Source organism: Halopseudomonas sp. (assembly GCF_047631575.1).
Lineage (GTDB): Bacteria > Pseudomonadota > Gammaproteobacteria > Pseudomonadales > Pseudomonadaceae > Halopseudomonas.
Genome location: NZ_JBLIAB010000002.1, coordinates 402,490 through 415,310, shown reverse-complemented (window position 1 = coordinate 415,310; position 12,821 = coordinate 402,490). Strand labels below are relative to the sequence as shown.

General features: G+C 55.0%; 10 protein-coding genes and 3 tRNA genes. 12 read left to right on the top strand and 1 reads right to left on the bottom strand.

What is annotated here, in order from left to right:
- Positions 1–55: 55 nt before the first annotated feature.
- The 6 genes from ACJAXR_RS05975 to ACJAXR_RS05950 all read left to right on the top strand — a co-directional run bounded on the left by ACJAXR_RS05975 (position 56) and on the right by ACJAXR_RS05950 (position 7,590).
- Positions 56–763: a GntR family transcriptional regulator gene (locus ACJAXR_RS05975; protein WP_415057331.1), complete on the top strand. Its 708-nt coding sequence runs from the start codon at positions 56–58 to the stop codon at positions 761–763.
- Complete coding sequence (gene prpB / locus ACJAXR_RS05970; RefSeq protein ID WP_415057483.1) at positions 760–1,647, top strand: methylisocitrate lyase; 888 nt, start codon at positions 760–762, stop codon at positions 1,645–1,647. Before ACJAXR_RS05975 ends, prpB begins: the two co-directional genes overlap by 4 nt.
- A 45-nt stretch (positions 1,648–1,692) precedes the next feature.
- Entirely contained in the window at positions 1,693–2,820 is a 1,128-nt protein-coding gene (prpC, locus tag ACJAXR_RS05965; protein ID WP_415057330.1) for a 2-methylcitrate synthase, read from the top strand.
- Between the two features lie 137 nt (positions 2,821–2,957).
- Positions 2,958–5,549, top strand: a complete 2,592-nt coding sequence (gene acnD, locus ACJAXR_RS05960; protein WP_415057482.1) for a Fe/S-dependent 2-methylisocitrate dehydratase AcnD — start codon at positions 2,958–2,960, stop codon at positions 5,547–5,549.
- A gap of 37 nt (positions 5,550–5,586) precedes the next feature.
- Positions 5,587–6,780: a 2-methylaconitate cis-trans isomerase PrpF gene (gene prpF, locus ACJAXR_RS05955; RefSeq protein ID WP_415057329.1), complete on the top strand. Its 1,194-nt coding sequence runs from the start codon at positions 5,587–5,589 to the stop codon at positions 6,778–6,780.
- Between the two features lie 24 nt (positions 6,781–6,804).
- Positions 6,805–7,590: an SDR family oxidoreductase gene (locus ACJAXR_RS05950; RefSeq protein ID WP_415057328.1), complete on the top strand. Its 786-nt coding sequence runs from the start codon at positions 6,805–6,807 to the stop codon at positions 7,588–7,590.
- Between the two features lie 46 nt (positions 7,591–7,636).
- Here ACJAXR_RS05950 and folD read toward each other — a convergent pair whose 3' ends face one another.
- Positions 7,637–8,491, bottom strand: a complete 855-nt coding sequence (folD, locus tag ACJAXR_RS05945; RefSeq protein WP_415057327.1) for a bifunctional methylenetetrahydrofolate dehydrogenase/methenyltetrahydrofolate cyclohydrolase FolD — start codon at positions 8,489–8,491, stop codon at positions 7,637–7,639.
- 303 nt (positions 8,492–8,794) lie between these two features.
- Here folD and ACJAXR_RS05940 point away from each other — a divergent pair.
- The 6 genes from ACJAXR_RS05940 (at position 8,795) to clpX (ending at position 12,804) form a co-directional block, all read left to right on the top strand.
- A tRNA-Arg gene (locus ACJAXR_RS05940) sits at positions 8,795–8,871 on the top strand.
- A gap of 44 nt (positions 8,872–8,915) precedes the next feature.
- Positions 8,916–8,991, top strand: a tRNA-His gene (locus ACJAXR_RS05935).
- A 51-nt stretch (positions 8,992–9,042) separates the two neighbouring features.
- Positions 9,043–9,127: transfer RNA gene (locus tag ACJAXR_RS05930), tRNA-Leu, on the top strand.
- Between the two features lie 161 nt (positions 9,128–9,288).
- Positions 9,289–10,635 carry a trigger factor gene (gene tig, locus ACJAXR_RS05925; protein WP_415057326.1) on the top strand — a complete coding sequence of 449 codons (1,347 nt, stop codon included), beginning with the start codon at positions 9,289–9,291 and terminating at the stop codon, positions 10,633–10,635.
- Between the two features lie 89 nt (positions 10,636–10,724).
- Complete coding sequence (gene clpP / locus ACJAXR_RS05920; protein WP_415057325.1) at positions 10,725–11,366, top strand: ATP-dependent Clp endopeptidase proteolytic subunit ClpP; 642 nt, start codon at positions 10,725–10,727, stop codon at positions 11,364–11,366.
- A gap of 154 nt (positions 11,367–11,520) precedes the next feature.
- Positions 11,521–12,804: an ATP-dependent Clp protease ATP-binding subunit ClpX gene (gene clpX, locus ACJAXR_RS05915; RefSeq protein ID WP_415057324.1), complete on the top strand. Its 1,284-nt coding sequence runs from the start codon at positions 11,521–11,523 to the stop codon at positions 12,802–12,804.
- Positions 12,805–12,821: the final 17 nt, after the last annotated feature.

Here is a 12,821-nt window from a genome sequence, read left to right as displayed (position 1 = left end):
CAAAATTCACCAAATAAACTGATATCAACAGACTATTGTCTACAAGGTAGCTGTTATGACGCAACTCGAAACCGAGTTACCGACACTTACATTATCGGATGGTGCCTTTCAGCGTATTCAGACTGCTATCGTGAAAGGCGAAATCCCACCCGGCACTCGGATCAGCGAGCAATATCTTTCAGATACCTTCGGCATCAGTCGTGGCCCACTGCGTGAAGCCATCAGGCGCCTGGAAGGGCGTCGTTTGGTGGTCAGAATTCCTCACGCCGGCGTGCGCGTAGTTTCACTCAGTTACGAAGAATTGCTTGAGCTCTATCATGTGCGCGAAGCGCTCGAAGGGATGGCCTGCCGTTTGGCTGCGCAGAATATGACCGAGAGCGAGATTGCCACCCTGCGAGACGTTCTGGCAACGCACGAAAAACACAGTGGGTTGCAGGCGAACCAGTCGTATTACCAGCAGGAAGGCGATCTGGATATTCACTATGTGATTATTCGCGGCAGCAAGAATCGTGCGCTGAGTGATATGTTGTTGGGTGATCTCTATCATCTGGTTCGGATGTATCGCTACCGCTATTCCACCACTCCAAATCGCCCGCAACAGGCGTTTGCCGAGCACCATCGAATTATCGAAGCCATCGCCGATCGCGATGGAGAACTCGCGGAAATGCTGATGCGTCGTCACATCAGCGCCTCACGCCGCAACATTGAACGCCGCATGCATGAGCAGAGCGGCGCTGTTACTTCCCCAGGAGAATCTGTCTGATGTCCAATACACCCGGTCAACGTTTCCGCGATGCGGTCGCCAGTGAGCATCCATTACAGGTAGTCGGTGCAATTAATGCCAATCATGCACTGCTTGCCAGGCGCGCTGGTTTTAAGGCTATTTATCTTTCCGGCGGCGGCGTTGCTGCGGGATCTTTGGGTCTGCCTGATCTGGGTATCACCGGCCTGGACGACGTGCTGACCGATGTTCGTCGTATCACTGATGTCTGCGACCTGCCGCTGCTGGTGGATGTGGATACCGGTTTTGGTTCTAGCGCTTTCAATGTCGCACGGACAGTGAAGTCGATGATCAAGTTCGGCGCTGCGGCTATTCATATAGAAGATCAGGTGGGTGCCAAGCGTTGTGGTCATCGTCCAAACAAGGAAATTGTCACCCAGCAGGAAATGGTTGATCGCATCAAGGCGGCTGTAGATGCAAGGACCGACGACAGCTTCGTGATCATGGCGCGCACCGATGCGCTAGCAGTAGAGGGGCTTGAGTCCGCGCTGGATCGTGCGGCTGCCTGCGTGGAAGCGGGTGCCGATATGGTGTTTCCGGAAGCCATTACTGAATTGGAGATGTACAAGTTGTTCGCTTCTAAAGTGAATGCGCCGATTCTGGCCAACATTACCGAGTTTGGCGCGACGCCGTTGTTCACGACGGACGAGTTGGCTGCTGCTGATGTGTCATTAGTGCTGTATCCGCTGTCGGCTTTCCGCGCCATGAACAAGGCTGCAGAGAATGTCTACACCGCAATCCGACGCGACGGTACGCAAAAAAATGTCATCGACACCATGCAGACTCGCATGGAGCTTTACGATCGTATCGATTACCACGTTTTTGAGCAAAAACTCGATGCGCTCTTTGCGCAGAAGAAATCCTGAACCGGCTGCACGGCAAGCCCGGTACCAAACAAGAAGGAGAACGGCATGGCTGAAGCAAAAAAATTGAGTGGCGCGGGTCTGCGTGGTCAGGTCGCTGGTAAGACGTCACTGTCCACCGTCGGACAGACAGGCTCTGGTCTGACTTATCGCGGCTATGATGTAAAAGATCTGGCAGCAAACTGTCAGTTTGAAGAGGTCGCGCATCTTATTCTCAAGGGTGAGCTGCCTACCCAGGCTGAGTTGGATGCTTACAAGCTTAAGCTTAAAGGCCTGCGCACCTTGCCCAAGGCGTTAAAGGAAGTACTGGAACGTATTCCCGGGAATGCCCATCCCATGGATGTGATGCGGACCGGTTGCTCCATGCTTGGTAATCTGGAAACGGAAGCCGACTTCGACCAGCAGCAGGATGCTACCGACCGTCTTCTCGCGATCTTCCCGTCTATCATCTGTTATTGGTACCGCTTTACCCACGATGGTGTACGCATCGATGAAAATACCGATGACGACTCTGTTGGCGCGCACTTCCTGCATATGCTGCGCGGCGAAAAGCCTAACAGCCTGCATGAACAGACCATGAATGTGTCGCTGATTCTGTACGCCGAGCACGAATTCAATGCGTCGACTTTTACCGCTCGCGTCTGCGCCTCGACCCTCTCGGACATGCATAGCTGCGTTACAGCGGCAATTGGTTCGCTGCGTGGTCCGCTGCACGGTGGTGCCAACGAAGCCGCCATGGAGATGATCGAGGGCTTTACCAGTGCCGAGAATGCGGAGCAGGAAATGCTCGGTATGCTCGAGCGCAAGGAAAAAATCATGGGCTTTGGTCACGCGATCTACGCTACCAGCGATCCGCGCAACGAGATCATCAAGCAGTGGTCCGAGAAGCTGGCAAAAGATGTTGGTGATACTGTGCTCTATCCGGTTTCGGTGCGGTGTGAAGAGGTGATGTGGCGCGAGAAGAAGTTGTTCTGCAATGCTGATTTCTTCCATGCCTCGGCTTACCATTTCATGGGTATCCCAACCAAGCTGTTCACGCCCATCTTTGTGATGAGCCGCCTGACTGGCTGGGCTGCGCATGTGATGGAGCAGCGCGCTGATAACCGTATTATTCGTCCGAGTGCCGACTACGTTGGCGTCGAGCCGCGTGTAGTCGAGGCGATAGAGAAACGTTAAAAAACCGATTTTTGAGGTTGTGAGCTGGTCGCCAATTTCGCATATGGTTCCGTGCAACCAGCAACATCCCAAAGCAGGCGTAAAGCCGTCTATCTGCATGCGTCTTAAACAAAGATTACCTGATGAGTCCTGATGCCATGAATACTCAATACCGCAAGTCGTTACCCGGCACTCAACTGGATTATTTCGATACCCGCGAAGCGATCGATGCCATCCAGCCAGGCGCGTATGACAAGCTGCCCTATACCTCGCGCATTCACGCCGAAAATCTGGTGCGCCGCTGCGACCCGGCGATGCTGACCGAGTCCTTGAAACAGTTCATCGAGCGCCGCAGTGATCTGGATTTCCCCTGGTTTCCCGCCCGTGTAGTCTGCCACGACATTCTCGGCCAGACCGCGTTGGTCGATTTGGCGGGTCTGCGTGATGCTATTGCCGAAAAGGGTGGTGATCCGGCCAAGGTCAATCCAGTCGTACCCACACAGTTGATCGTCGACCATTCCTTGGCCGTGGAGCATGCCGGTTTCGAAAAGGATGCCTTCGAGAAAAACCGCGCCATCGAAGATCGTCGCAATGATGACCGTTTCCACTTTATCAACTGGACCAAGACCGCGTTCAAGAACGTTGATGTTATCCCGCCCGGTAACGGCATCATGCACCAGATCAATTTGGAAAAAATGTCGCCTGTGATTCAGGTAGCTGAGGGTGTGGCCTTTCCGGATACCTGTGTGGGTACCGACAGCCATACGCCGATGGTTGACGCCCTGGGCGTTATCTCCGTGGGTGTCGGTGGGCTCGAGGCGGAAAGCGTCATGCTGGGCCGCGCGAGCTGGATGCGTCTGCCCGACATCATCGGTGTGGAACTGACTGGTAAACTCAACCCGGGTATCACCAGTACAGATTTGGTCTTGGCTTTGACTTCGTTTCTGCGCAAGGAGCGCGTGGTCGGTGCTTACCTGGAATTTTATGGTGAGGGTGCCACCAGACTGACTATCGGCGACCGCGCGACTATCTCGAATATGACGCCCGAGTATGGCGCTACTGCCGCGATGTTCTATATAGACGAACAGACCATCGATTATCTCAAGCTGACCGGACGCGAGGATGACCAAGTCAAACTGGTTGAGCAGTATGCGCGGCATACGGGTCTGTGGGCCGACAGTCTTGAAAACGCTGAATACGAACGCGTACTCACCTTTGATCTGTCGAGTGTCGCCCGTACTCTGGCGGGTCCATCCAATCCCCATGCGCTGCTGCCTACCTCCGAGCTGGCCTCGCGGGGTATCAGTGGTGTGGTCGAAAACGAAGCGGGTAAGATGCCCGATGGCGCAGTGATTATCGCCTCGATCACCAGCTGCACCAATACTAGCAATCCTCGCAATATGATTGCCGCGGGTTTGATCGCACGCAATGCGAATCGGCTAGGTCTGCTGCGCAAGCCCTGGGTGAAAACCTCCCTCGCACCGGGCTCGAAGACAGTAAAAATGTACCTGGAAGAGGCTGACTTGCTGGGTGAACTGGAGCAACTGGGTTTTGGCGTTGTAGCCTTTGCCTGTACTACCTGTAACGGCATGAGTGGGGCGTTGGATCCGGTTATTCAAAAGGAAGTGGTTGACCGTGACCTTTACGCCACCGCCGTTCTGTCGGGCAACCGCAACTTCGACGGTCGTATTCATCCCTTCGCCAAGCAGGCCTTCCTGGCGTCGCCGCCTCTGGTTGTTGCTTACGCGATTGCAGGCACCATCCGTTTTGACATCGAAAAGGATGTTCTGGGTATCGACAAGGATGGCAACGACGTCACGCTAAAGGATATCTGGCCGGCGGATGAAGAGATTGACGCGATCGTCAAGCAGAGCGTTAAGCCGGAGCAGTATCGCGAAGTCTATATTCCGATGTTCGATATTACCCGTGAAGCGCAGAACGTCAATCCGCTCTACGAGTGGCGTCCTGAAAGCACTTATATTCGTCGCCCGCCATATTGGGAGGGGGCCCTGGCGGGTGAGCGTTCACTTAAAGGTATGCGGCCGCTGGCGGTGTTGGGGGACAACATCACTACCGACCACCTGTCGCCCTCCAACGCCATTATGCTCGACAGCGCCGCGGGCGCTTATTTACACAAGATGGGCCTGCCGGAGGTCGATTTCAATTCCTACGCCACCCACCGCGGCGATCATTTAACCGCTCAGCGTGCGACTTTTGCTAACCCCAAGCTGTTGAACGAGATGGTTCAGGAGAACGGCAAGGTCAAGCAGGGCTCGTTGGCACGTATCGAGCCTGAGGGCACTGTGACCCGAATGTGGGAAGCAATCGAGACTTACATGGAGCGCAAGCAGCCGCTGATCATCATCGCTGGTGCCGATTACGGCCAGGGCTCGTCCCGCGACTGGGCGGCCAAGGGTGTGCGTCTGGCCGGTGTCGAGGCTATTGCCGCGGAGGGTTTCGAGCGCATTCATCGGACCAACCTGCTGGGCATGGGTGTGCTGCCGTTGGAATTTGAGGCAGGCACGACGCGCAACTCGTTGTCGATCGATGGTACCGAGACATTTGATGTTACCGGGGACATCACGCCGCGCAGCACCATGATTCTGGTGATCCACCGCAAGAACGGCGAGCGCGTTGATGTGCCAGTGACCTGCCGTCTGGATACCCAGGAAGAGGTATCTATTTTTGATGCAGGCGGTGTGCTGCAGCGGTTTGCCCAGGACTTCCTAGAAGCGGAAGGCGCTCTTTGAGAGCGCTGGTCTAAATGAATTATTCAGGAGTTTGGCAATGACGCATGCACCCCAGATCAGGGTTCCCGCCACGTACATGCGTGGAGGTACGAGCAAGGGCGTATTTTTTCGCCTGGAAGATCTACCTGCGGTAGCACAGGAGCCTGGCAAGGCACGAGACACCTTTTTGTTGCGCGTGATCGGGAGTCCCGACCCTTACGGCAAGCAGACTGATGGTATGGGCGGTGCAACGTCCAGTACCAGCAAGACGGTCATTGTGTCGCGCAGTACTCGACCAGCGCACGATGTCGATTACCTGTTTGGTCAGGTGTCGATTGACAAGGCCTTTGTCGACTGGAGTGGAAACTGCGGCAATCTGTCAGCAGCGGTGGGCGCCTTTGCGATCAGTAACGGTCTGGTCGACTCCGAGCGCGTGCCGCGGGATGGAGTCGCCGTGATCCGCATCTGGCAAGCTAATATTGGCAAGACGATCATTGCCCATGTGCCGATGACTAACGACGAAGTGCAGGAAACCGGTGACTTTGAACTTGATGGCGTGACGTTTCCGGCGGCAGAAGTGCAAATCGAGTTCATGGATCCGGCCGCAGACGAGGAAGGCGAGGGTGGTTCGATGTTTCCCACCGGCAATCTGGTGGACGAACTTGAGGTGCCTGGAGTGGGTGTGCTCCAGGCGACTATGATCGATGCTGGCATACCGACCATTTTCATCAACGCAAATGCTATCGGTTATGACGGTACGGAACTGCAGGATGTGGTCAACGGTAATCCCGAGGCACTGATGATGTTCGAGACCATTCGCGCCCATGGCGCGGTGCGCATGGGCTTGATCAAGCATGTCGACGAAGCGGTCAACCGGCAGCATACGCCCAAGGTGGCCTTCGTTGCTGGGCCGGAGGACTATGTGTCTTCCAGTGGTAAGCAGGTGCGTGCGCAAGACGTTGATCTGCTGGTGCGGGCATTGTCTATGGGTAAGATGCACCATGCGATGATGGGTACGGCAGCGGTGGCCATTGGCACAGCGGCAGCCATCCCAGGCACACTGGTGAACCTGGCTGCGGGTGGGGGTGATCGTACCGCGGTGGTTTTTGGTCATCCCTCCGGCACCCTGCGCGTTGGCGCTGAAGCAAGGCAAGAGAATGGGCAATGGAAGGTCAAAAAAGCCGTAATGAGCCGCAGCGCGCGTGTTTTGATGGAAGGCTGGGTCCGGGTGCCGGGCGATAGTCTTTCCTGACTTATCATTCTGAGAGGACAGCATATGAATCTTGACCTGAGTGGCAAGCGAGCGCTTGTCTGTGGCGCTAGCCAGGGGCTGGGCGAAGCCTGTGCCCGGCAGCTGGCTGAACAGGGAGCCGAAGTGGTGGTGCTGGCACGATCGGCGGACAAGCTCGAGCGTGTTTGCCAGAGTCTGGCCACCGGGCAGCAGCAGAATCACAGCTTCATTGCTGTGGACGCTGCAGATACCGAGGCACTTTCGGCGGCGGTGGGGGCCGAGCTGGTAAAAGGGCCATTGCATATCTGGGTGAATAATACGGGTGGCCCGGCGCCCGGGCCCGCGCATCTGGCCAATCCGGAGGCTTACGCGGCCGCATTCAACCAACACTTGGTGGGCGCGCAAGCGCTGCTTCAATTGTTGTTGCCAGGCATGCGTAGCGCCGGTTACGGTCGCATTCTCAATGTGCTCTCCACGTCTGTCAAAACGCCTATCCCCAATCTGGGTGTATCCAACAGCATTCGAGCAGCGATGGCCAACTGGGCCAAGACACTGGCGGGAGAGCTGGCCAGTGATGGCATTACGGTAAACAATGTTCTACCGGGTTTGACGCAAACGGCGCGTCTGGACAGCTTGATTGGCCATATGGCGCATAACGCTGGCAAATCAACAGAGGAGGTGTCTCAGGCTATGCGAGCGACAGTGCCGGTAAGGCGATTCGGTAAGCCGGAGGAGTTTGCCAACGCGGTGGGTTTTCTGGCTTCGCCAGCGGCAGCCTTTATCAATGGTGTCAGCTTACCGATCGACGGCGGCAGCACTGTCAGTCTGTAAATCTCTGGCCGGGCGAGGGGCCTGGCCAGACTTTTTAAGCATTGAGCTAGGGATGTAGGTGCTCGGCCGCGTGTAGGGTGTTTTCGAGCAGACAGGCGCGGGTCATTGGCCCGACACCGCCCGGCACAGGCGTAATCCAGCTTGCACGCGCTGCTGCGCTTTCGAATTCCACATCGCCAGTGAGGCGTCCGTCGTCGGTACGATTAATGCCGACATCAATCACTATGGCGCCTGGTTTGACCCAATCTCCACGGACGATGCCTGGCTTGCCGACCGCAACAACCAACAAGTCGGCACGGCCAACATGTTCGGCCAGATCCTTGGTGAAACGGTGTGCCACAGTCGTCGTGCAGCCTGCAAGCAACAGCTCCAGGGCCATTGGCCGACCCACTATATTGGACGCGCCAACAACAACGGCATTGAGGCCATATAAATCGATTCCTGTGCTTTGCAGCAAGCGTATCACCCCGAAGGGAGTGCAGGGTCTCAGCATGGGCATACGTTGGGCCAGTCGCCCGATGTTGAAGGGGTGAAAACCATCCACATCCTTGTCTGGGCGGATACGCTCAAGTAATTGTGATGCATCCAGATGCTTGGGTAGCGGAAGCTGCACCAGGATGCCATCGATCTCGGGGTCGTTGTTCAGACTATCAACCAGTGCCAGTAGTTCGGCCTGGGATGCCTCTGCCGGAAGATCATGGGAGCGCGAGACGAACCCCACCTCAACACAATCCTTGCGCTTATGGCTAACGTACACTTGCGAGGCCGGATCCTGGCCGACCAGGATGACGGCCAGGCCGGGTGCGCGCAGACCCCGTTCCATTCGTCCAGCCACCTTGGTGGCGATCTCCTGACGGATATTGGCGGCAATCTGTTTGCCGTCGATGAGTTTGGCGTTCATTGCTTTCCTGGTACACACTTGAGAAGGAGTCAATTGTCGCACGGCAGGGCGGTTGGCAAAAGACTGAAGAGCACGATCAACGGTTTATCAGCTTCAGCATTCGCAACTCCCTCAAATAATTATAAAAAGTGCAGCACAGACGTTGACGTGGAGAAGGTGGCTGAGTATTATTCGCCCCGCTTCACAAACACCGCATGACCGGTTTGGAAGGCGACCAGGCTCCACCGCTTTTACAGTCCAAAGCTGTCATCGCGGGCATTTCAGGATACTCTAGGTAGCCTAGATAGACTGAAGGTGCGTAAGGCGCCCGTAGCTCAGTTGGATAGAGCATCCGCCTTCTAAGCGGATGGTCGCAGGTTCGAGTCCTGCCGGGTGCACCATCGCAATGTGTCCTGTATGGTGAAGCGATTAGTCGGCAGTTATGGTGGGCGTAGCTCAGTTGGTAGAGCACAGGATTGTGACTCCTGTTGTCGTGGGTTCGAAACCCATCGTCCACCCCATTTTAAAGCGCTAGGCTCCGGCCTGGCGTTGTTGTTTGAAGCCCCTGTTTTGCGGACGTGGTGGAATTGGTAGACACACCAGATTTAGGTTCTGGCGCCGCAAGGTGTGGGAGTTCGAGTCTCCCCGTCCGCACCATCTATTGGATCTTTGCTTTTCGATTCTAGAAATGCCTCTCTGTTTCTTCCTTGCCAGCCGTGGCTCATTGCGTCTGATGATGACTTCCATTGCGTTAGCGATTAGACTGTTCGGCTTTTACGAAATCACCAATCAATCTATTCGTTCAACGAGGACTCTCCATGCAAGTTTCGGTTGAAACCACCTCCGGCCTTGAGCGCCGCATGACTGTCGGCATTCCGGCTGACCGTATTGAATCCGAGGTCAACAAGCGCCTGCAACAGACAGCTAGTCGCGCAAAAGTCGATGGGTTTCGTCCTGGCAAAGTGCCGATGAGCGTTATTCGTAAGCGTTTTGGCGGCTCGGCCCGTCAGGAAGTGATGGGTGAAGTTATTCAATCCTCCTTCTACGAAGCCATCATGCAGGAAAAGCTCAATCCAGCCGGCGCCCCTAGCGTTGAGCCAAAGGAGCTAGATGAGGGCAAAGACTTCGAATATGTCGCTACTTTTGAAGTATATCCGGAAATCATCTTGGGCGATTTCGCTGAGATCAAGGTCGAGCGAATAGAGTCGGAAGTGCGTGACGAGGATCTAGAAAACATGCTCGATATTCTGCGCAAGCAGAACACTCAGTTTGTATTGGCCGAGCGCGCTGCAGAAAACGGCGATCAGTTGAAAGTCGACTTTGTTGGCAAGGTTGACGACGAGCCCTTCCAAGGCGGTACTGCTAGCAACACTGAAATAGTGCTTGGCTCCGGCCGCATGATTCCCGGTTTTGAAAACGGCTTGGTAGGCGCCAAGGCAGGTGATTCTGTAACACTTAAAGTCACCTTCCCAGAGGATTATCAGAATCTGGAGCTGGCCGGCAAGCCTGCCGAATTCGACGTTATAGTCCACTCTGTTTCAGCTCCAGCTTTGCCTGAACTCGATGATGAGTTTTTCGCAAAGTTCGGTGTGGAAGAGGGCGGTATCGAGGCATTCCGCTCTGAAGTGCGCAAGAACATGGAGCGCGAGTTGCGCCAGGCGATCAAGACTAAGGTCAAGACTCAGGTCATGGACGGATTGCTCGCCACCAATAGCATTGACGTGCCAAAGGCGCTGGTCAGTACCGAGATTGACCGTCTGCGTGAGCAGGCCGTTCAGCAGTTCGGTGGCGCCAACATCAAGCCCGAGCAGCTACCGGCTGAGCTTTTTGAAGAGCAGGCCAAGCGTCGTGTCAGTTTGGGTCTGGTTGTAGCTGATGTGGTTAAGCAGAACGACATCAAGCCTGACAACGATCGGGTACGCGCTATGGTCGAAGAGCTGGCCTCTGCTTACCAGGAGCCTGAGCAAGTTGTGAACTGGTACTACCAGAATGAGCAACAATTGGCAGAGATTCAGTCGGTTGTGCTCGAAGAGCAAGTGGTGGATACTGTTTTACAGAAGGCTCAGGTGACCACCAAGCAGGTCCCCTACGAAGATGCCGTTAAGCCTGCCCAGTCAGCCAAGGACCTTCAAGCTGACGAAGCTGAGGCCGGTGCCGACGAGTAAGCTCGTCAACAACTTAAGCAATGCGTGAGCCAGCCTTAGGGCTGGCTTTCGTTTTTTCGCGACAGGTTCAATCGGAGTGACATCAATCCATGACTCATAATAGCTTCAATCAGTTTCCACCGGAAATTCAGTCAGCGGGCGGTCTGGTGCCCATGGTTGTCGAGCAGTCAGCTCGGGGCGAGCGCTCCTATGACATTTATTCTCGTCTCCTTAAAGAGCGGGTCATATTTCTGGTGGGCCAGGTCGAGGACTACATGGCCAACCTGGTCGTAGCGCAGCTGCTTTTTCTTGAGTCGGAGAATCCGGACAAGGATATTCACCTGTATATCAATTCGCCCGGCGGATCAGTAACAGCTGGTATGGCGATTTACGACACCATGCAGTTCATCAAGCCAAACGTCAGTACCTTGTGCATCGGCCAAGCTGCCAGCATGGGTGCGTTTTTGCTAGCTGGTGGTGAACCGGGCAAGCGTTTTTCACTGCCAAACTCGCGCATGATGATTCACCAGCCACTGGGTGGATTTCAGGGTCAGGCGTCTGACTTCGAAATCCATGCCAAAGAAATCCTCAAGATACGCGACAAACTGAATAATATCCTGGCGCACCACACGGGTCAGACTCTGGAAGTGATCGAGCGTGATACTGATCGCGACCGTTTCATGAGCGGAGAAGAAGCGGTTGCCTATGGCTTGATCGACAAGGTCATGGAGAGCCGGGACAACGCCGAATAACGATGCCGGATTCTGGGTCCGAAGTGGCGTCGTATGTCTCTTTGTCCAGCCTTCCCGGGTGAAGCGCGGGTATGCATTGAGAGTGTCGCACTTGCAAAGTGGGGGTATTGCCCCCATCTATGTGGACAAGATAGAACGTTAGCAGGGGTTTTAGATGACCGATATTACTGGGAAGGGTGACGACAACGGCAAGCTGCTGTATTGCTCCTTCTGCGGCAAAAGCCAGCATGAAGTGCGCAAGCTGATTGCCGGCCCCTCCGTATTCATCTGTGATGAATGCGTGGATTTGTGCAATGACATCATCCGTGAGGAAGTACAGGAGAGCCAAGCTGAGAGCAGTGGCGCCAAGCTGCCTTCTCCGCGGGAAATTTGTGGCATTCTCGATCAGTACGTGATCGGCCAGGAACGCGCTAAAAAAGTGTTGTCCGTCGCGGTGTACAACCATTACAAGCGGCTTAATCAGCGCGAAGGCAAAGACGACGTCGAACTGGGCAAAAGCAACATTCTGATGATAGGGCCCACTGGCTCGGGCAAGACGCTACTGGCGGAGACGCTGGCGCGATTGCTCAACGTTCCTTTCACCATCGCCGATGCCACTACGCTGACGGAAGCCGGCTATGTGGGTGAGGATGTTGAAAACATCATTCAGAAGTTGCTGCAGAAATGTGATTACGATGTCGAAAAGGCCCAGATGGGAATTGTCTACATTGACGAAATCGACAAAATTTCACGCAAGTCTGATAACCCTTCTATTACTCGCGATGTATCGGGCGAGGGCGTCCAGCAGGCACTACTCAAGCTAATTGAGGGAACCGTGGCCTCGGTTCCGCCTCAGGGTGGGCGCAAGCACCCTCAGCAGGAGTTTCTGCAGGTTGATACGCGTAATATTCTGTTTATCTGCGGTGGTGCGTTTTCGGGTCTGGAAAAGGTTATTCGTGACCGCTCCGAGAAAAGTGGTATCGGTTTCAGCGCCAAAGTTCGCAGTCAGGACGTCGGCAAGAAAGTGGGTCAGACACTCAAGGGTGTCGAGCCGGAAGACCTGGTACGTTTTGGTCTGATTCCTGAGTTCGTAGGCCGTCTACCGGTCATCGCAACACTGGACGAGCTGGATGAAGCGGCGCTTATTCAGATCCTCACCGAGCCGAAAAACGCCCTCACCAAGCAGTATTCGCGCTTGTTCGAGATGGAAGGTGTCGATCTCGAGTTTCGTACCGAAGCGCTCAAGGCCATTGCCGGCCGCGCTCTGGAACGCAAGACCGGTGCACGTGGTTTGCGGTCGATCCTTGAGAATGTGCTGTTGGATACCATGTATGATATTCCTTCTGCAGAGCACGTGAGTAAGGTAGTGATCGACGAGAATGTGATCAGTGGCGATGCCAAGCCATTGCTGATCTATGACTCCAGCGAAAACCCGCCAAAGGCCATGCCTGAAGAGTAATACGGGTGGCAACAGAC

Excerpts from the sequence above, each read along its gene's own strand:
- prpC (WP_415057330.1), top strand. The coding sequence starts at position 1,693 with ATGGCTGAAGCAAAAAAATTGAGTGGCGCGGGTCTGCGTGGTCAGGTC.
- folD (WP_415057327.1), bottom strand. The coding sequence starts at position 8,491 with ATGAACGCCAAACTCATCGACGGCAAACAGATTGCCGCCAATATCCGT.
- prpF (WP_415057329.1), top strand. The coding sequence starts at position 5,587 with ATGACGCATGCACCCCAGATCAGGGTTCCCGCCACGTACATGCGTGGA.
- ACJAXR_RS05975 (WP_415057331.1), top strand. The coding sequence starts at position 56 with ATGACGCAACTCGAAACCGAGTTACCGACACTTACATTATCGGATGGT.
- acnD (WP_415057482.1), top strand. The coding sequence starts at position 2,958 with ATGAATACTCAATACCGCAAGTCGTTACCCGGCACTCAACTGGATTAT.
- ACJAXR_RS05950 (WP_415057328.1), top strand. The coding sequence starts at position 6,805 with ATGAATCTTGACCTGAGTGGCAAGCGAGCGCTTGTCTGTGGCGCTAGC.
- clpX (WP_415057324.1), top strand. The coding sequence starts at position 11,521 with ATGACCGATATTACTGGGAAGGGTGACGACAACGGCAAGCTGCTGTAT.
- tig (WP_415057326.1), top strand. The coding sequence starts at position 9,289 with ATGCAAGTTTCGGTTGAAACCACCTCCGGCCTTGAGCGCCGCATGACT.
- clpP (WP_415057325.1), top strand. The coding sequence starts at position 10,725 with ATGACTCATAATAGCTTCAATCAGTTTCCACCGGAAATTCAGTCAGCG.